General features: G+C 61.4%; 13 protein-coding genes and 8 tRNA genes. 5 read left to right on the plus strand and 16 right to left on the minus strand.

Annotation, left to right across the window (positions count from 1 at the left end; translation table 11 throughout):
- Positions 1-118: 118 nt before the first annotated feature.
- The 13 genes from O0880_RS23595 to O0880_RS23655 all read right to left on the minus strand — a co-directional run bounded on the left by O0880_RS23595 (position 119) and on the right by O0880_RS23655 (position 7,480).
- On the minus strand, positions 119-694 hold the full coding sequence (locus tag O0880_RS23595) for an elongation factor P (RefSeq protein ID WP_034778059.1): 576 nt from the start codon (positions 692-694) through the stop codon (positions 119-121).
- A 135-nt stretch (positions 695-829) separates the two neighbouring features.
- The gene (gene earP, locus O0880_RS23600; RefSeq protein ID WP_289889076.1) at positions 830-1,999 is read right to left on the minus strand and encodes an elongation factor P maturation arginine rhamnosyltransferase EarP; all 1,170 of its coding nucleotides are present in this window, start codon (positions 1,997-1,999) and stop codon (positions 830-832) included.
- A gap of 97 nt (positions 2,000-2,096) precedes the next feature.
- Positions 2,097-2,172: transfer RNA gene (locus O0880_RS23605), tRNA-Glu, on the minus strand.
- A gap of 78 nt (positions 2,173-2,250) precedes the next feature.
- Positions 2,251-2,326, minus strand: a tRNA-Glu gene (locus O0880_RS23610).
- 122 nt (positions 2,327-2,448) lie between these two features.
- Positions 2,449-2,524: transfer RNA gene (locus tag O0880_RS23615), tRNA-Glu, on the minus strand.
- A 242-nt stretch (positions 2,525-2,766) separates the two neighbouring features.
- Positions 2,767-3,843 carry a DUF5694 domain-containing protein gene (locus tag O0880_RS23620; RefSeq protein ID WP_289889077.1) on the minus strand — a complete coding sequence of 359 codons (1,077 nt, stop codon included), beginning with the start codon at positions 3,841-3,843 and terminating at the stop codon, positions 2,767-2,769.
- 443 nt (positions 3,844-4,286) lie between these two features.
- Positions 4,287-4,362: transfer RNA gene (locus tag O0880_RS23625), tRNA-Ala, on the minus strand.
- Between the two features lie 49 nt (positions 4,363-4,411).
- Positions 4,412-4,487: transfer RNA gene (locus tag O0880_RS23630), tRNA-Glu, on the minus strand.
- A 51-nt stretch (positions 4,488-4,538) separates the two neighbouring features.
- Positions 4,539-4,614 (minus strand) — tRNA-Ala (locus tag O0880_RS23635).
- A gap of 134 nt (positions 4,615-4,748) precedes the next feature.
- Positions 4,749-4,824: transfer RNA gene (locus tag O0880_RS23640), tRNA-Glu, on the minus strand.
- Between the two features lie 67 nt (positions 4,825-4,891).
- Positions 4,892-4,967, minus strand: a tRNA-Ala gene (locus tag O0880_RS23645).
- A gap of 124 nt (positions 4,968-5,091) precedes the next feature.
- Complete coding sequence (gltX, locus tag O0880_RS23650) at positions 5,092-6,498, minus strand: glutamate--tRNA ligase (protein ID WP_289889078.1); 1,407 nt, start codon at positions 6,496-6,498, stop codon at positions 5,092-5,094.
- A 70-nt stretch (positions 6,499-6,568) separates the two neighbouring features.
- Positions 6,569-7,480, minus strand: a complete 912-nt coding sequence (locus O0880_RS23655) for a LysR family transcriptional regulator (protein ID WP_289889079.1) — start codon at positions 7,478-7,480, stop codon at positions 6,569-6,571.
- Positions 7,481-7,581: 101 nt separating this feature from the next.
- Here O0880_RS23655 and lysA point away from each other — a divergent pair, with 101 nt between their 5' ends.
- Positions 7,582-8,826 carry a diaminopimelate decarboxylase gene (lysA, locus tag O0880_RS23660; protein WP_071324453.1) on the plus strand — a complete coding sequence of 415 codons (1,245 nt, stop codon included), beginning with the start codon at positions 7,582-7,584 and terminating at the stop codon, positions 8,824-8,826.
- A gap of 62 nt (positions 8,827-8,888) precedes the next feature.
- The gene (locus O0880_RS23665; protein WP_289889080.1) at positions 8,889-10,454 is read left to right on the plus strand and encodes a phospholipase D family protein; all 1,566 of its coding nucleotides are present in this window, start codon (positions 8,889-8,891) and stop codon (positions 10,452-10,454) included.
- Between the two features lie 232 nt (positions 10,455-10,686).
- On the opposite strand, the gene O0880_RS23670 is transcribed toward O0880_RS23665, so the two are convergent.
- From O0880_RS23670 to apbC, 3 genes are all read right to left on the minus strand, one after another.
- On the minus strand, positions 10,687-12,372 hold the full coding sequence (locus tag O0880_RS23670; protein WP_289889081.1) for an alkaline phosphatase family protein: 1,686 nt from the start codon (positions 12,370-12,372) through the stop codon (positions 10,687-10,689).
- A 164-nt stretch (positions 12,373-12,536) separates the two neighbouring features.
- Positions 12,537-12,944, minus strand: coding sequence for a DUF4399 domain-containing protein (locus tag O0880_RS23675; protein WP_071324455.1), 408 nt, complete (start codon positions 12,942-12,944; stop codon positions 12,537-12,539).
- 219 nt (positions 12,945-13,163) lie between these two features.
- Complete coding sequence (apbC, locus tag O0880_RS23680) at positions 13,164-14,252, minus strand: iron-sulfur cluster carrier protein ApbC (protein ID WP_289889082.1); 1,089 nt, start codon at positions 14,250-14,252, stop codon at positions 13,164-13,166.
- A 147-nt stretch (positions 14,253-14,399) separates the two neighbouring features.
- Between apbC and metG the strand changes: the two genes are divergently transcribed.
- The 3 genes from metG (at position 14,400) to O0880_RS23695 (ending at position 17,365) form a co-directional block, all read left to right on the plus strand.
- Positions 14,400-16,553, plus strand: coding sequence for a methionine--tRNA ligase (gene metG, locus O0880_RS23685; RefSeq protein ID WP_289889083.1), 2,154 nt, complete (start codon positions 14,400-14,402; stop codon positions 16,551-16,553).
- 16 nt (positions 16,554-16,569) lie between these two features.
- Positions 16,570-17,049 (plus strand): GNAT family N-acetyltransferase, encoded by a 480-nt coding sequence (locus O0880_RS23690; RefSeq protein WP_071324458.1) that lies wholly within the window; start codon positions 16,570-16,572, stop codon positions 17,047-17,049.
- Positions 17,050-17,155: 106 nt separating this feature from the next.
- The gene (locus tag O0880_RS23695; protein ID WP_071324459.1) at positions 17,156-17,365 is read left to right on the plus strand and encodes a DUF3460 family protein; all 210 of its coding nucleotides are present in this window, start codon (positions 17,156-17,158) and stop codon (positions 17,363-17,365) included.
- Positions 17,366-17,368: the final 3 nt, after the last annotated feature.

The following is a 17,368-nucleotide window of genomic DNA, read 5'->3' on the forward strand; positions in this document are numbered from 1 at the left end:
AATTATTTTTTAAGCAAAAAAAACGCCGCCCGAAGGCAGCGTTTCTTGATGACCGACAACTGGGGCAAGCCAGGCCGGCATTCGCCAGGCCCCGCATGCAACGCAGTATGACGCTCTCTTAGTTGCGTACGACACGCTTGTATTCGTTGGTACGGGTGTCGATTTCGATGACATCGTCTTGCGCAACGAACAGTGGCACTTGCACGGTGTGGCGGTGCGCATCGATGGCGTTTTCGATCTTGGCTTCTTTCAGGACGTTGCCCGACGTATTGCCCTTGACTGCAGGCTCCGAGTACACCACTTGACGGGCGATGGTCGTAGGCAGTTCAACGGAGATGGCTTTGCCGTCGTAGAAAATGGCTTCGCATTCCATGCCATCTTTCAGGTAGTTCAGCGCTTCGCCCAGGTTTTCTTCTTCGATTTCGTACTGGTTGTACTCGGCGTCCATGAAGACGAACAGCGGATCGGCGAAGTAGGAGTACGTCACTGGCTTTTTATCCAGAACGACCACGTCGAACTTGTCGTCGCCGCGGAACACGTTTTCCATCGGGGTGTTCGTCAGAAGATTTTTCATCTTCCATTTGTAGGTGAAGCCCGTGCGGCTCGAACCGTTGACATCAGAACGCAACACGATCATTGGCTTGCTGTCGACCATGATGATATTGCCAACACGAATTTCTTTTGCGGGTTTCATAGGAATGTACGTAAAAAGTGGGTTGCATGAAGACCATCTGCCGCTTCGGAGCCATCAGCGCCGCAAGCTTGCGTTTGATCGGTTAAAAATACGTTAGAAATAACCGGGCATTTTACCTTAATTTTTGGCAAGCGCCTATCTCGTCGCACCGGCGAACGCCAGCAAGTTACTTGCCAGATCGCCATGGGCTTGCATCTGCCGCTGCCAGTCCTGCGCGCGCGCGCCGATGCGCGGCATGTCGGCCTGCAATGCGGGCCACAGCGCCGCCCAGTCCAGCGCCTGCGCGCCGGCGCCATTCCAGGCCAGCGCCGCCTGCACCAGGCTGGCGATCGGCCCCTCGGCGTCGATCGCATAGCGCTGCAGGAATGCACGCAACTTGACGTGATGCAAGTTTTCATCTTGCAGGTAGATATGCCAGAGAAAAGGCTTGCCGGCCCATTGCGCGCGCACGAAGCTATCCTCGCCGCGCACCAGGTTGACGTCGCAAGCCCACAGCAGGCGGTCGTAATCGTCCTGCGGCACGAAGGGCAAGATGCGCGCGGTCAGCGCGCCGCGCGTGCGGGCCGCGCCAGCGATGGCCGCATCGTCGCCGATAAAGGCTTGAACGGCATCGAACGCGACGCCTTCCGGCACCAGGCACACCACGGGCTCGCTTCCCGCCTGCCAGGCCGAAAACAGCTCGGCGACGGGGGCGGACGGGTAGCAGAACAGCGATACCTTCAAGGCGGCCATCTCTGCCGGCGTCACGCCGAACTGCCCGAGGAATGCCGCCATGGCGCCCGCATCGGCCTGGAACGCCAGTTTTTTCTCGTCCAGCGCCGCCTCGCGCAGCAAGCCGCCCGTTTTATGCGTGAAGCCAGGAAAGAAGAAATGCTTGATCATGCCGTGGCGCGGCGACGTCAGCGCGTGGCAGCCCTCGACCCACTCTTCCGCCGTCAAGCCTTCCAGGTTCAGCCACACCGGGTGCGGCGCACACTGCGCCATGGCGGCGATATAGCCGGGCGGAATGTCGCAGGCAAAAAACTCGATGACGATGTCGGCCACGTCGCCGGGCACGAACACGCCATCCTGGCCGCGCCAGTGGCGCACCGTCACGCCGGATGCCTGCTGCACTTCGGCGCGCACATCGATATCGGGGCAAATGCGCTTGAAACTGGACAAATCATCGACCCACAAGGTGACGGCCACGCCATGCTCGCCGCACAACTGCCGCGCCAGACGCCAGCAAATGCCGATATCGCCGTAGTTGTCGACGACTTTGCAGAAGATGGCCAGAGATGGTGCGCGATCGGTAGGCAGTGGCATGAATAAGCGAAAAAATGAGAAACGTTGGCATGGCGGCGGAAAACAAAAAAGCCGCGCTGTTACCAGGCGGCTTTGTTGTTGGCTGATTCAGCCGGTCTGGCGTCCCCAAGGGGATTCGAACCCCTGTACTCACCGTGAAAGGGTGATGTCCTAGGCCTCTAGACGATGGGGACAGAAAATCTGTCCTGAATGCGCTGCTTTGCACCCCGACCTGTTATTTACACTGCTACTTGCTTGACTACTTGCGAATCTGGCGTCCCCAAGGGGATTCGAACCCCTGTACTCACCGTGAAAGGGTGATGTCCTAGGCCTCTAGACGATGGGGACAGAAATCTGTCCTGAATGCAAAAAAGCATCCTGACCTGGTACGACAGCAATGCTGCAGAAACAAAAAAAGCCTGACTTGTCAGGCCCATTCAGCACTGCAATATTACTTTACAACTAAATCCTGGCGTCCCCAAGGGGATTCGAACCCCTGTACTCACCGTGAAAGGGTGATGTCCTAGGCCTCTAGACGATGGGGACCTGTGCTGGCTTTACTCTCAGCGGACTCTTCGTTGAAGGCTTCGCTTAGCCCCTCAAAAAAGCGTGCGCGAAGTTTAACACGAAGCGATTCACGAAATCAACTGCTGGCCTTCTTTTTTCCACCTTATTTGCATCATCCTCCCCTATGAGGACAGGATGATGGCAGGAAGATATGGAAAGCGCTGGTACGCCAGGCACGCAGGAAAAACCGCGCCAACCTTCCGGCGCGGCAAAAGCATTCCTTAGCGCAAGATATCATCCGTACTGATGATGCGCACATCATGCATCTGGTCCAGATACGCCTCCAGATAGCCCTTGTGGGATGCGCCGACGATGACCAGGGTGCGCATGCCCGGACGCGCCGTCATGATTTCGCGGATATTCGATGCCATGCGCAAGTTACGCACCTCCCAGGAGGCGACGTAGTTGCGACCATAATGCTGTGGCGACGGCTCTTCCAGCGCCGCACCAAAATCGCCACGGACTGCCAGATCCGCCTCTGCGCGCCCGTTATAGGCGCGATATACCGCCAGCACACCGGCCGGCGTAGTCATTTGCCCTTCAAACCCGGCGTGAATGCGCTTGCGCTCCGCGGAAAAGGGGTTATCCCAAGCCGCCCTGATCGCCTTGGCATAAGCCTTCACATCGGCAACAGGCATATCGGCCGTGTGGTCATCCATGCCATACACCCGCTCGTGCCCACCCTTCGCCGCCAGCACGGCAGCAATCTGATAATCCTCGTTGCGCTCCTCCCGCAGGGAATTGAGCTGCGCGACCAAGGGCTCGCTCAAGCCGTCACCGGCGCGCCGCTCTTCCACGGGCAGGCGCAGCCATTGCACCAGCGCCGATGCACGCTCGCCACCAGCCAGGAACAGCGAGGCCAATGTACGCCGCTGCGCGGCGGACGGCGCCGCCGGCCAGGCAGCCAGCAAACGCTGCGCCTGCGCCGTTGCCGCGACCACATCGAGTCCCGTGGCGGCCCGCGCGGCCGCAGTGTCATAGCAATAGCCTTTTGCCGTATCTTCATAACGCTGCGGATAAACGCGCATGTAAGCGCACTGCAGGCCGGAAAGCGCCTCGATCGCAATCGCGTCCGGCCGCCAGTCCGCCAGGCGCTCATTGAGCAAGCTCAACTGAGTCAAGTCAAACGATTTCGGCAGTTGCGACAAATGGGGCGAGCCAAGCACCAGCACGTCATTGGTCGGCCCCCTTTGCAACTTCAGCGCACCAGGATCGAATCGCGCCGCAGGCGACGCATCCGCTTGCGCGGGAATGTGAATAACGGCGGCAAGAAAAAAACTGGCAAATAAGCGGTGCATCCTGTCTCCTGAATGTGATGGTCCATTGTTAATCGCAGGCCATGATGAATTCAACCTGCCGGCCAACTTTAACCGCTCCGAAAGTCACTGTCAGTTATACCCCAGCAACCAACAGAAACAAAAAAGCCGCCCAAGGCGGCCTCAAATAAACCAATACACAAATTCTTTCGACTCAATATACCCCATGCATGTACTCTCGCATGCAAGACAAAAACTCCGAAGCAAATAAAAAAAGCCGCTCGAGGCGACTTTGATTTATTCCTACAATTGACTACCTGTTTCTGCGCTGCTGGTGGAGGCAAGCGGGAGCTAAGCGCTGACCCATTGCATGCCATGCCAGCGCGCTAACAGCTTAGTCCTATTCCCCCGAGCGAATAAACGACCAGCACAAATAAAAAAAGCCGCTCGAGGCGACTTTGATTATCATGTGATTTCTGCGCTGTTGGTGGAGGTAAGCGGGATCGAACCGCTGACCTCTTGCATGCCATGCAAGCGCTCTCCCAGCTGAGCTATACCCCCCGGGCGCAGAAACACTGCTACTTCTTTACTGCCAAACACCAGACTGAACTGGCGTCCCCAAGGGGATTCGAACCCCTGTACTCACCGTGAAAGGGTGATGTCCTAGGCCTCTAGACGATGGGGACCTCGGTACTACATTTTTACTTCTACAATTTGTAGCTTTACTCCTGCGCTGTTGGTGGAGGTAAGCGGGATCGAACCGCTGACCTCTTGCATGCCATGCAAGCGCTCTCCCAGCTGAGCTATACCCCCCGGGCGCAGAAATAATAAAAGCCGCACTTGGCGACTTTGTTCCACTACTTGCTTTCCATCCAGGCTCCGCTTTTTACGGCCCCGAACTTACAACAATCAGTACAAACAACTGCCACTACTATAACACAACTACCTGGCGTCCCCAAGGGGATTCGAACCCCTGTACTCACCGTGAAAGGGTGATGTCCTAGGCCTCTAGACGATGGGGACCGCGGAACTTCCAAACAACATCTGCACCACTTCAACGACTAACAAAACCTGACTGCGATTTTGCTGCTGGTGGAGGTAAGCGGGATCGAACCGCTGACCTCTTGCATGCCATGCAAGCGCTCTCCCAGCTGAGCTATACCCCCGTTGGTGCAGAAACAAGAGTATAGCAAAGAAGTTTCACTCTGCAAATACCCTTTTTCGTCCATCAGCAACTTTTCATAGGGGCGGTTTCTGCGCTGCGTTTACACGCTCAATTCGGCGCGGCGATTACAGCCACTTTGCCAGGCGCGCCAGCACGGTGTCGCGGCCAAATACCACCACCACCTGGTCGATGGCCGGCGTCTGCAGCTGCCCCGTCAAGATCAGGCGCAAAGGCATGGCCAGCAGCGGCATCTTGATGGTGTTGGCGGCCAATACTTCCTTGATCATGGCCGCCACGGCTTCCTTGCTCCACTCCACCGTGGCGATGCGCTCGGCAAATTGCCCCAGCACGGGCTTGATGGCGTCCGTGATGTGCTGCGCCACCAGGTCGGCATCGGGCTGCGGCTCGCGGAAGAACAGCATCGAGGCGGCGGCCAGCTCGTTGACCGTGTTGGCGCGCTCCTTCATCATGCCCAGCACCAGCGCCAGATCCGGCGCGCCTTCGAAGACGGCGCCCGCTTCCAGCATCTGCGGGCGGGCCAGGTCGGCCAGGCGCGCATTGTCGGCTTGCTTGATGTAGTGGTTATTGAGCCACTTGAGCTTTTCGAGATCGAACTGCGCGGCCGACTTGGTCAGGTGATCGAGGTTGAACCATGCGCAGAACTGCTCCACCGAGAACACTTCATCGTCGCCGTGGCTCCAGCCCAGGCGCGCCAGGTAGTTCAGCATCGACTCCGGCAGGAAACCCTGCGCCGGGTAATCCATCACGCTGACGGCGTCGCGGCGCTTGGACATCTTCTGGCCGTCCGAACCCAAAATCATCGGCAGGTGGCCGTACAGCGGCAGCGGTGCGCCGATGGCGCGCAGGATGTTGATCTGGCGCGGCGTGTTGTTGACGTGGTCGTCGCCGCGCAGAACGTGCGTGATGCCCATGTCCCAGTCATCGACGGCGACGCAGAAGTTGTACGTTGGCGTGCCGTCCGGACGCGCGATGACCAGGTCGTCCAGCTCGCGGTTCGAAATCGTGATCGTGCCCTTGACCACGTCATCCCAGCTGACGTCGCCGTCGAGCGGATTCTTGAAGCGCACGACGGGCTTGCGGTCCGCCGGCACGGCAGGCAGGGTCTTGCCCGGCTCCGGACGCCAGGTGCCGTCGTAGCGCGGCTTTTCGCCAGCGGCGCGCATGCGCTCGCGCATCGCTTCGACTTCATCCGGCGACGAGTAGCAATGGTAGGCCGTGCCTTCGGCCAGCATTTGCGCCACCACTTCGCGGTAGCGGTCCATGCGCTGCATCTGGTAGAACGGGCCTTCGTCGTGGTCCAGACCCAGCCACTGCATGCCTTCGATGATGGCTTGCACGGCTTCCGGCGTCGAACGCTCCACGTCCGTGTCTTCGATGCGCAGCACGAACGTGCCGCCGAAGTGACGGGCAAAGGCCCAGCTGTACAAGGCGGTGCGGGCGCCGCCCAGGTGCAGATAGCCGGTCGGGCTGGGAGCGAAACGGGTACGAACGGGAGTAGCGGTTGTGGTCATCGAAGTAATCAGGCTTGAATAAGTAAAACGCCATTTTACTCTGTTGACCGCCGCCGCTCCACAAGCGCGCTTACAGCTGCTGCAAGCGCCGTTTGACTTCCTCCGCCTGCGCATGCAGCGCCTGCTCGAACAGGGCAACCAGCTGCGACAGGGGCCGGTGCAGGGGCTTGACGATGTTCACGGTGAACGGCAGCGACACGCCGAAGCGGCGGATCTGCAAACCCTGCCCCGCATAGTCAAGCGCCGTCAGCGGATTGACGATGGCCAGCCCCACGCCTTCGCGCACCATGGCGCACACGGAGGCGGCGCTGTGCGTGTCGAGCGCCATGCGCCGCTCCACGCCAGCCTGCGCGAAGATGGCGTCGATCTGCTGGCGGTAGGGGTCGACAGCGGCCAGGCTGATGAAAGGCTGGCCGGCAAAATCGGCCGGCTGCAGTACGGCCTTGGCTGCGAGCGCATGGCCATCGGGCAGCACGCATACTTCATCGACGGACATCAGCACGTCGAACACGGTGCCGGGCGGCGCGCTGCCCACTTCCGTCAGGCCGATATCGTGGCGCTGCGCCGACAGCCACTCTTCCAGCAGCGGCGACTCCTGCGGCGTGATGCTGATGCTCACCTTGGGAAAATCGGCCACGAAGCGCTTGCATGCCTGCGGCAGCAGGGACTGCGAAAACACGGGCAGGCAGGCGATCGACAGCTGCCCCTGATCGAACTGGCGCAAGGCCGCCGCCGTGCTGACGATGCGCTCCAGGCCGAAATACGCGCGCTGGACTTCCTCGAACAGCTGCAGCGCCTGGGCCGTCGGGCGCAGCCGCCCCCGCTCGCGCTCGAACAGGGTCAGGCCCGTCAAATGCTCGAGGCGCGCCAGCTCGCGGCTGACGGTAGGCTGCGAAGTGTGCAGCATGGCGGCGGCGGCCGTCACGCTGCCCGTCGTCATGATGGCGCGGAAGACTTCGATATGGCGCAAGGAGATAGTCATGGTCATATCATAAATGAATAAGGTAGCCTCAAATAGATATTTTATAGTCGAAGCACAATCGGCCATCATGCAGTCATCTCTCATTCCCCCGAAAGCACACGATGAAGCCCGTCCCCGACCAGACCCTCGCCCAACTCGCCCAGGAACACGGCACGCCCCTGTGGGTCTACGACGCGGCCACCATCCGCGCGCGCATCGCCCAGCTGGCGCAGTTCGACACGGTGCGCTTCGCGCAAAAGGCCAATTCGAATATTCACCTGCTGACATTGATGCGCGAAGCGGGCGTGCACGTGGACGCCGTCTCGCTGGGCGAGATCGAGCGCGCGCTGCAGGCGGGCTTTACGCCGGCGCAAACGAACGGCGCCGCCGGCCTGGTGTTCACCTGCGACTTGTTCGACCGCGCCACCCTGGCGCGCGTGGCGGCGACGAAGATCGAAGTCAATTGCGGCTCCGTCGACATGCTGCGCCAGCTGGGCCCAGTGTCGCCCGGTCACCGCGTCTGGCTGCGCATCAATCCCGGCTATGGCCATGGCCACAGCAACAAGACCAATACGGGCGGCGAAAACAGCAAGCACGGCATCTGGCACGAGGAACTGCAGGAAGCGCTGGCCGTCATCCGCGCCCATGGCCTGCACCTGGTGGGCCTGCACATGCATATCGGCTCCGGCGTCGACTACAGCCACCTGGAAACCGTCTGCGGCACCATGGTCGACCTGGTGAAAAACATGGGCCACGACATCGAAGCCATTTCCACGGGCGGCGGCCTGTCCGTGCCCTACCGCGAAGGCGAGCAGCCGGTCGACACGGACCACTACTTCCAGCTGTGGGATGCGGCGCGCAAGCAGATCGAGGCGCACCTGGGCCACGCCGTGCACCTGGAAATCGAACCGGGCCGCTTCCTCGTGGCCGACAGCGGCCTGCTGGTTGCCGAAGTGCGCGCCACCAAGCAAATGGGCGGCAACCATTTCACTTTGTTGGATACGGGCTTCAATGAGCTGATGCGCCCCGCCATGTACGGCAGCTACCATGAAATGTCGCTGATCGCGCATGACGGCCGCGCGCTCGATGCCAGCCCGGCATGCGCCACCGTCGTCGGCGGCCCCCTGTGCGAATCGGGCGACGTGTTTACGCAGCGCGACGGCGGCGTGGTGGAAACCCGTTTGCTGCCGGCAGCGCAGGTGGGCGACTATGTCGTCTTCGAAGGCGCGGGCGCGTATGGCGCGTCGATGTCGTCGAACTACAACAGCCGCCCGCACGCGGCGGAATACCTGGTCGACGGCGAGCAATCGCGCCTGATCCGCCGCCGCCAGACAGTGGCCGAGCTGATCGCGCTGGAACAGTTGTAAAACCCCGCCCCGTGCGGGCATGCGCATCTGCTAACATCGGGGCAACTCGATGAAAGCCCGCCATGCCCGCCACCACCCTCTTCCGCCGCCGCGCCGCCATGGCGCTGCTGCCCCTGCTGTTGTCCGCCCTCCTCGCCGGCTGCGCATCGCTGCCTTCGCTGGACGGCCGCATCGCCTCCACCGTCATCACGGATACGCAACACACCCGGCTGGGCACGGCCATCGCGCCGCTGGCGGCGCAGCACCCTGGCGTATCGGGCATCTACCCGCTGGCCGACGGACGCGATGCGTTTGCCGCGCGCGCCCTGCTGGCCGCCGCGGCCCAGCGCAGCCTGGACGTGCAGTACTACATCTGGCACAAGGACATCACCGGCACGCTGCTATTCGACGCCCTGCGCCAGGCGGCCGAACGGGGCGTGCGCGTGCGCCTGCTGCTCGACGATAACAACACTGCGGGGCTGGACCAGACCCTGACGATGCTGGGCAAGCAGCAGAATATCGAAATCCGCCTGTTCAATCCCTTCGTGCCCCGTTCGCCGCGCGCGCTGGCCTTTGTCACCGATTTTTCCCGCGTCAACCGGCGCATGCACAACAAATCGTTCACGGCCGATAACCAGGCCACCATCGTCGGCGGGCGCAATGTGGGCGACGAATACTTCGGCGCGGCCGGCGACGTGCTGTTCGCCGACCTCGACGTGCTGGCCGTCGGCCCCGTCGTCGACGACGTCTCGCGGGAATTCGACCGCTACTGGAACAGCGCCTCGGCCTATCCTGCGCAACTGCTGCTGACCAGGCCTGTCGAGGGTGACGCGGCCACCATCGCGGCCGAAGCGGACCGCATTGACGATACCCAGGCCGCCGAGGAATACGTGCAGGCGCTGCGCACTTCGCCCTTTGTCCGGCAGATGATGGAACGCACCCTGCCATTCGAATGGGCGCAGACGCGCATGGTCAGCGACGACCCGGCCAAGGTGCTGGACAAAGCCAGGCCAGGCACCGGCGTGGCGGAAAACCTGCAAAACCTGCTCGGCGTGCCGGAAAAGGAGGTAGACCTGATTTCACCGTATTTCGTGCCCGGCAAGTCCGGCACCCAGGCCTTTGCCGACCTGGCGAAAAAAGGCGTGGGCGTGCGCATCCTGACGAATGCGCTGGAAGCGACGGACGTGGCGGCCGTGCATGCCGGTTATGCGAAGTGGAGAAAGCCGCTGCTGGAGGCGGGCGTGCTGCTGTATGAGTCGCGCCGCTCGTGGGAAGCAGGCGACGCGCGCGAACAGCCCGGACGCTTCGGCAGTTCCGCCTCCAGCCTGCACGCGAAGACGTTTGCCGTCGACGACCGGCGCATCTTCGTCGGCTCCTTCAACTTCGACCCGCGCTCCATCGAATTGAATACGGAAATGGGCCTCGTCATCGACAGCCCCGCGCTGGCCCGCCAGCTGGGACAGGCCATGCGCACGACGATACCGCAGCGCGCCTATCAGGTCATGCTTGGCGCCGACGGCGCGCTGTACTGGGTCGCCCGCAACGCCAACGGCACCACCACGCGCTACGACACGGAACCCGGCACCAGCGTCTGGAAGCGCATGGGCGTGGCGATTCTGTCGGTGCTGCCGATAGACTGGCTGCTGTAAGTAGCTGGGTCAACAATGTGTCGGATTACGCGTGGCCTTGCCCCGCTAATCCGACCTACGCTCCTCGCAAGGTCCACGCAGGTCGGGTTAGCGCCCCGCGCGTAAGCCTACCTGTGCAGTTGCCGGATTACGCGTGGCTGTGCCCCGCTGATCCGACCTACGTTCTTCGCAAGATCATCGTAGGTCGGGTTAGCGCAAAGCGCGTAAGCCGACAGGCGCGCAGCACCTCCTTTTATCGCACCGCTTCCGTCAAAATCCGCCCTTCCGACGCCGACGGCTGGCGCACGCGCAGCAGATGGGCCAGGGTCGGGGCGATGTCGACCACTTCCGCATACTGGCCATAGGCGCCCGGCTTGATCCAGCGCGGGCCGTACACCATCAGTGGCACGTTGGTGTCATACGTGTACGGCGTGCCGTGCGAAGTACCGCCAACGCCCTTGCCGAAGTACCAGGCCGGCTTCGTCACCAGCATCAGGTCGCCCGACAACTGGCGGTTCCAGGCGCGGCGCATCAGGGTATCCATGCGCGTGGCCACGGCGCCCGTTTCCATCTGCGTGCGCGTATAGACCTGCGCCAGGCCGTCCTGCTGCAGCAGGAAGCGGGCCGCCGCGTCTTCCAGCGCGGCGCGCTGGATGCCGCTCTTTTCCGCCAGCGCGTAATCGAGGTAGATATTCGGCAGCGACGACACGGTGACCAGCTTGTCCACGCCCAGGGTCGCGGCCAGGTGCTGGTTCAGCGCATCGACCAGTTTGGCGCCATCGATGCGCCTGGCCGAGAAGCCGCGCGTTTCGGCAAATTCCGGCACGTTGGCAAAGCCATGGTCGGCCGTCAGCACCACCAGCACGTTGTCCATGCCGACTTTTTTATCCAGGTCGGCAAAGAAGCCGGCCAGCATGCGGTCGAGGCGCTGCAGGTGGTCGTGCGACATCTTGCTTTCCGGCCCGTAGGCATGGTTCACGTAGTCGTGCGCCGACAGGCTTACGCCGAGGATATCGGGCACGCCGGCCGGATTGCGGCCCAGGTTCTCGCCATCGATGGCGGCGCGGGCGAATTCCAGGGTCAGCTCGTCGAGGAAGGGGCCGGACTTCAAGCGGCTGTAGTATTCGCCGTCGAGCTTGCCGCTGTCGCTGTAGTAGGCAAACGGGAAGGTATTGCGCGTGCCCGGCTTGGCCGGCACAAGATCATCACGGGCGTCCCGCGCATAGGCCGAATCGGCCAGCAGCGGCGTCCAGCTCTTGCCGTAGTAGCGGTCCTGCGGCCTGGCCGCCTGGTAGCGCTGCACCCATTGCGGATGCTGCTGCATATAGTAGGTGCTGCTGGCGAAGTTGCCCGTCTTTTCCATGTACATATAGGCCGTGCCCGTTTTCCCGGCCAGCAGGATGGCGCCGCGGTCCTTGCCGGATACGGTGACGACCTTGGCCTGGTCGCCCGTGGAATAGCGCAGTTCGTCGCCCAGGGTGCTCACGCGCAGCCTGGTCGGCGCCGTGCCGTCGTCGGGCTGCGTTTCTTCGCCGATGTAGTGGAAATTGCCGTCCTCGGTGCAGTACACGGATTTTTTCGTGACGGGATCGATCCAGTTATTGCCGATCACGCCATGCTGGTAAGGATAGGCGCCCGACAGCACGGCCGAGTGGCCGATGGCCGTCACCGTGATGCCGTGCGCCTGGTGCGCATCGCTGAACCAGGCGCCCTGCTCCAGCAGGCGGCGGAAACCGCCCTGGCCAAACTGGTCGCGGTAGCGCGTCACCTGCTCTTGCGGCAAGCCATCGACCACCAGCACCACCACCAGCTTCGGCTGCGCCACGGCGGCGGAAGCGGCAGGAGCGGCCTTGGCCGCATGCGCCTGGCACGCCGCCACGCTCGACATCAGCAGCAGCGCATGCGCCAGTTGCCGGGAAAGGGAAAAATGTTTCGTCATATCCGCTCGTTTATCAAAACACATTATAGGGATGCCATACGCTGGCCACCGGGCAGCATACGCAGACTATATGACGCAATGATGACAATAAGCAATACTATGAAAAAGGCCGGATTCCTGCGGGAGTCCGGCCTGTCGAGGTCTTGCGTGGAATGGCTTGGCGACTACTTGACCGTCACCTGGATGCTTTTGCTCAGCTCGGGGCCGTAGGACTGGTGCGCGCCGTTGGCGAACTGCATGGTGAGGGTGTACTGGCCTGGCGGCAGGGTGACATCCGTTTCCGTCTGTCCTTTGCCGAAATGCAAGTGCTTGTCGTCCATGGGAATCATCTCGCCCGCCTTCATCGCCCCCATATTGATCAGCAGATGATGGTGGCCCGTCTTGGCCGTCATGTCGCCGGCCGGCTTGACGGCCATGCCGCTGACGGCAAACTTGACCTTGAACGGGCTGCTCACCGTCGCGCCATCCGCGGGCTCGACGAACGAGACGGATTGTGCAAAGGCGCTGGCGGCCAGCAGGCTGCCAGCAATTACGGCTGCGGCTTGGCGCAGGAATGTCGTGTTCAAATGCATGATGTCTCCTCTTGTTTAGTAACAACACGGACTGCATGAAACCATATTCCTGCCGGTCGTGGCGCCGGGGAAGAGTGAATCCAATGGTGCCACGGTGGTCTTGAAAACCGTAGCGAGCAAGCTCAATATCGGGTTGAGTAACGCAACCGTACTTTAGTACGGTGAGTAACGCCGACCCGAAAGTGAGCTGCGCAGTAGGTTTGCAAGACCACCCAGCCGCTAGTCGTTCTTGATGACGATGCTAGGGAACTTGCTGGTCATGTCCTTCGCCTTTTCCGCCACCTTGATGGCGATGGTGCGGGCGATCTGCTTGTAGATCACGGCGACGGGGCCTTCCGGCTCGGCCACCACGGTCGGCGTGCCGGAATCGGTCTGCTGGCGGATGGCCATGGTCAGCGGCAAGGCGCCGAGGAATTCCACGCCGAAGTCCGCGCACATCTTCGCGCCGCCGCCGGCACCGAAGATTTCTTCCGCATGGCCGCAGTTCGAGCAGATGTGCGTGCTCATGTTTTCCACCACGCCGAGGATGGGAATGCCGACTTTCTCGAACATTTTCAAACCCTTGCGCGCGTCCAGCAGCGCGATGTCCTGCGGCGTCGTGACGATGACGGCGCCCGTGACGGGCACTTTCTGCGACAGGGTCAGCTGGATATCGCCCGTGCCTGGCGGCATGTCGACGATCAGGTAGTCGAGGTCGCGCCAGTTGGTCTGGTCCAGCAGCTGCTGCAGCGCCTGCGTGACCATGGGGCCGCGCCACACCATCGGCTCGTCCGGATCGATCATGAAGCCGATCGACGACACTTGCAGGCCGTGGTTTTCCATCGGCTCCATGCTCTTGCCGTCCAGGGTCTTCGGCTGGCCGCTGATGCCCAGCATCATCGGCTGCGACGGGCCATAGATATCGGCGTCCAGCATGCCGACGGTCGCGCCTTCGGCGGCCAGGGCCAGGGCCAGGTTGACGGCCGTCGTCGATTTGCCCACGCCGCCCTTGCCGGAAGCGACGGCGATGATGTTTTTCACGTTGCTCATCGGCTTCAAGCCGCGCTGCACCGTGTGCGAAATGATTTTCGACGACACGCCGACGCTGACATTGCCCACGCCCGGCAGCACGCGCAGGGCGGCCAGCACGGACTTGCGGATCAGGTCGATCTGGCTTTTCGCCGGATAGCCGAGTTCGATGTCGAGCGAGATATCGCCGCCATCGACCTTCAGATTCTTGACTGTTTTACTGGAAACGAAGTCTTTATTTGTATTTGGATCAATAACCTGCGCCAGTGCGGCTTTAACGTCTTCTACTGTGATGCTCATGACTATCTCCGTATGCAATACGCGCAGTCTAGCGCAAAATTGCATGGCGCGATGGAGACAAAAGCACTACTTGCCGGCGCTGCATCTGCTCATATTACGTTTCCGCTGTTAAAATGCCCTATTATCCATCCCAAAAGTGCATCAATCATGACTCGCAAGCTGTTCGTCACCACTGCCCTGCCTTACGCAAACGCCGCTTTTCACATTGGCCATATCATGGAATACATCCAGGCTGATATCTGGGTCCGGTTCCAGCGAATGCAACGCGATGGCGCGGCCGGTCGTGAAGTGCACTTTGTGGGCGCCGACGATACGCATGGCACGCCCATCATGATCGCCGCCGAAAAGGAAGGCATCACGCCGCAGCAATTCGTCGCCAACATCGCCGCCGGCCGCGCCCAGTATCTGGACGGCTTCCATATCGCCTTCGATAACTGGTATTCGACCGACTCGCCGGAAAACGTCGACCTGTCGCAATCGATCTACCGCAAACTGCGCGATACGGGCCTGATCGTCACGAAAACCGTCGACCGCTTCTTCGATCCGGTCAAAGGCATGTTCCTGGCCGACCGCAACATCAAGGGCGAATGCCCGAAATGCGGTGCCAAGAACCAGTACGGCGACAATTGCGAAGTGTGCGGCGCGGCCTACCAGCCGACCGACCTGGTCAATCCGTTCTCCGTATTTACCAATGCGACGCCCGTGATGAAGCCGTCGGAACAGTACTTCTTCAAGCTGTCCGACCCGCGCTGCTTCGAATTCCTCAAGGATTGGCTCAACACGCCAGGCCGCTTGCAGCCTGAAATGGTCAACAAGGTCAGCGAGTGGCTGGGCGAGGCGGGCGAAAAGCTGGCCGACTGGGATATCTCGCGCGATGCGCCCTACTTCGGCATCCCGATTCCCGATGCGCCGGGCAAGTTCTTCTATGTGTGGATGGACGCGCCGGTCGGCTACCTGGCCAGCCTGAAAAACTATTGCGACAAGAAAGGCCTCGATTTCGACGCCTTGCTGAACGATCCGGCCACGGAACAGATCCACTTCATCGGCAAGGACATCGTTTCCTTCCACCTGCTGTTCTGGCCCGCCATGCTGAAATTCGCCGGCCACCCGGTGATCGACAAACTGAAAGTCAATGTCCACGGCTTCCTGACGGTCAATAACGAAAAAATGTCGAAGTCGCGCGGCACCGGCATCTCGCCGCTGCGCTACCTGGACCTGGGCATGAACCCGGAATGGCTGCGCTACTACATCGCCTTCAAGCTGAACTCGAAAGTGGAAGACCTGGACTTCAACGGCGACGACTTCGTGGCCCGCGTGAACAGCGACCTGATCGGCAAGTACGTGAACATCGCCAGCCGCTGCGCCGGCTTCATCGCCAAGAAGTTCGACGGCAAGCTGGCCACCACCCTGTCGCCGACGGCCCAGGGCTACATCTGGCGCGCGCTCACGTACAAGGTGCAGTCCGGCGACGAAGTGCTGAACAAGGAACGCCAGGCCAGCATCGCCCAGCACTTTGAAAACCGCGAATTCGGCAAGGCCTTGCGCGAAATCATGGAAATCGCCGACATCACCAACCAGTATGTCGATGAAAACAAGCCGTGGATCCTGGCCAAGGATGCGGAGAAGACGGCCGAGCTGCACGAAGTGTGCACCACGGCCCTGATCCTGTTCCGCCAGCTGACGATCCTGCTGTCGCCGGTGCTGCCGGGCGTGGCAAAGAACGTGGCCGGCTTCCTCAACGACGAGCAATTCACCTGGGCCGACACGCAAGTCGACGCCGTCTCGACCAGCATGCTGGGCCGCACCATCGGCACCTATAACCACCTGATGACGCGCATGGATGCGAAGATGATCGAAGCGCTGTTTGACGCGCCGCAAGCGGTAGCCGCCGCGCCCGCCATCGAAGCAGCAGGCGACGCCGCCGCAGCCGCTCCTGCCACGGCGATCGAGGAACTGGCGCCGGAAATCAAGATCGACGACTTCCTCAAGGTCGACCTGCGCATCGCGAAGATCGTCAACTGCGAACTGGTCGATGGCTCGGACAAGCTGCTGCGCCTGACCCTGGACGCGGGCGAAGGCCGCCTGCGCAATGTGTTCTCGGGCATCCGCTCGGCCTACCAGCCGGAAGAGTTGGTCGGCAAGCTGACGGTGCTGGTGGCCAACCTGGCGCCGCGCAAGATGAAGTTCGGCATATCCGAAGGCATGGTCATGGCGGCCTCAGCCGCCGACGAGAAGGCGAATCCGGGCATCTACATCCTGAACCCGTGGCCAGGCGCCGAACCTGGCATGCGCATCCGCTAAGCCCCAAGGAACGATGATGAATATCGTGGTGCGCGAAGCAACAAATGCCGATGCACAACTGATCGCCGAGCTGACCCGCGCTGCGTGGGCCGGCAAGGTGGCCGCGTCTTCCAGCGGGCACCACGAGACGGCGCAGCAGGTGGAAGAGCAGCTGCGCCACGGCGGCGGCTTCCTGTTGCTGATCGACGACGTCCCGGCCGGTTCGCTGCGCTGGATGCCGCTCGACAGCGATCCCGCCATCTGGAAGATTTCGCGCATGGGCGTGCTGCCCGCCTACCGGGGCAGCCACGTCTCGCAGCACTTGCTCGAAGCCATCATTCATCACGGACTGTCGTGCCAGGCCGAGGAATTGCGTCTGGCCGTGCGCCGCGACCAGCGCAAGCTGATCGATTTTTATGCGGCCTTCGAATTCGACCTGGCCGAGGAACTGGAATATTCGCACGCCAACCCCGCCGAACCGGCGCCGATGGTGATGCGGCGCTTGCTGCGTTATTGATTTTTAGCATTTTCGCCCCGGCTTGCCGATAAGACAACCCGCCGCCGCACGCGGCACGGTAAAATACGGCCGGCTGACCTTACTTACAAGACACTCAGAAGAGAATATGAAACTGCCTGCAAAACACAACAACTATGTTTCCGACCACACCCTGTTCATCGCCGAACTGAAGGCCAAGAACCCTGGCATGGAAGCGGGCCAGCAAGCGGGCCGCGCCTTGCTGTGGGACAAGCCATCCGTCAGCCTCGATGAGCAGGAACGCCAGATGGCGTCGGCCATCAAGCAACAGGCTTACGTTTACCAGAACAAGAACTAAGAG

Source organism: Janthinobacterium sp. SUN118 (genome assembly GCF_030397695.1).
Taxonomy (GTDB): domain Bacteria; phylum Pseudomonadota; class Gammaproteobacteria; order Burkholderiales; family Burkholderiaceae_D; genus Janthinobacterium.

Coding starts and splice junctions, on each gene's coding strand:
- gltX (WP_289889078.1), bottom strand. CDS start 6,498: ATGACCACAACCGCTACTCCCGTTCGTACCCGTTTCGCTCCCAGCCCG.
- O0880_RS23595 (WP_034778059.1), bottom strand. CDS start 694: ATGAAACCCGCAAAAGAAATTCGTGTTGGCAATATCATCATGGTCGAC.
- metG (WP_289889083.1), top strand. CDS start 14,400: ATGACTCGCAAGCTGTTCGTCACCACTGCCCTGCCTTACGCAAACGCC.
- O0880_RS23675 (WP_071324455.1), bottom strand. CDS start 12,944: ATGCATTTGAACACGACATTCCTGCGCCAAGCCGCAGCCGTAATTGCT.
- O0880_RS23670 (WP_289889081.1), bottom strand. CDS start 12,372: ATGACGAAACATTTTTCCCTTTCCCGGCAACTGGCGCATGCGCTGCTG.
- O0880_RS23655 (WP_289889079.1), bottom strand. CDS start 7,480: ATGACTATCTCCTTGCGCCATATCGAAGTCTTCCGCGCCATCATGACG.
- O0880_RS23690 (WP_071324458.1), top strand. CDS start 16,570: ATGAATATCGTGGTGCGCGAAGCAACAAATGCCGATGCACAACTGATC.
- O0880_RS23695 (WP_071324459.1), top strand. CDS start 17,156: ATGAAACTGCCTGCAAAACACAACAACTATGTTTCCGACCACACCCTG.
- lysA (WP_071324453.1), top strand. CDS start 7,582: ATGAAGCCCGTCCCCGACCAGACCCTCGCCCAACTCGCCCAGGAACAC.
- earP (WP_289889076.1), bottom strand. CDS start 1,999: ATGCCACTGCCTACCGATCGCGCACCATCTCTGGCCATCTTCTGCAAA.
- O0880_RS23620 (WP_289889077.1), bottom strand. CDS start 3,843: ATGCACCGCTTATTTGCCAGTTTTTTTCTTGCCGCCGTTATTCACATT.
- apbC (WP_289889082.1), bottom strand. CDS start 14,252: ATGAGCATCACAGTAGAAGACGTTAAAGCCGCACTGGCGCAGGTTATT.
- O0880_RS23665 (WP_289889080.1), top strand. CDS start 8,889: ATGCCCGCCACCACCCTCTTCCGCCGCCGCGCCGCCATGGCGCTGCTG.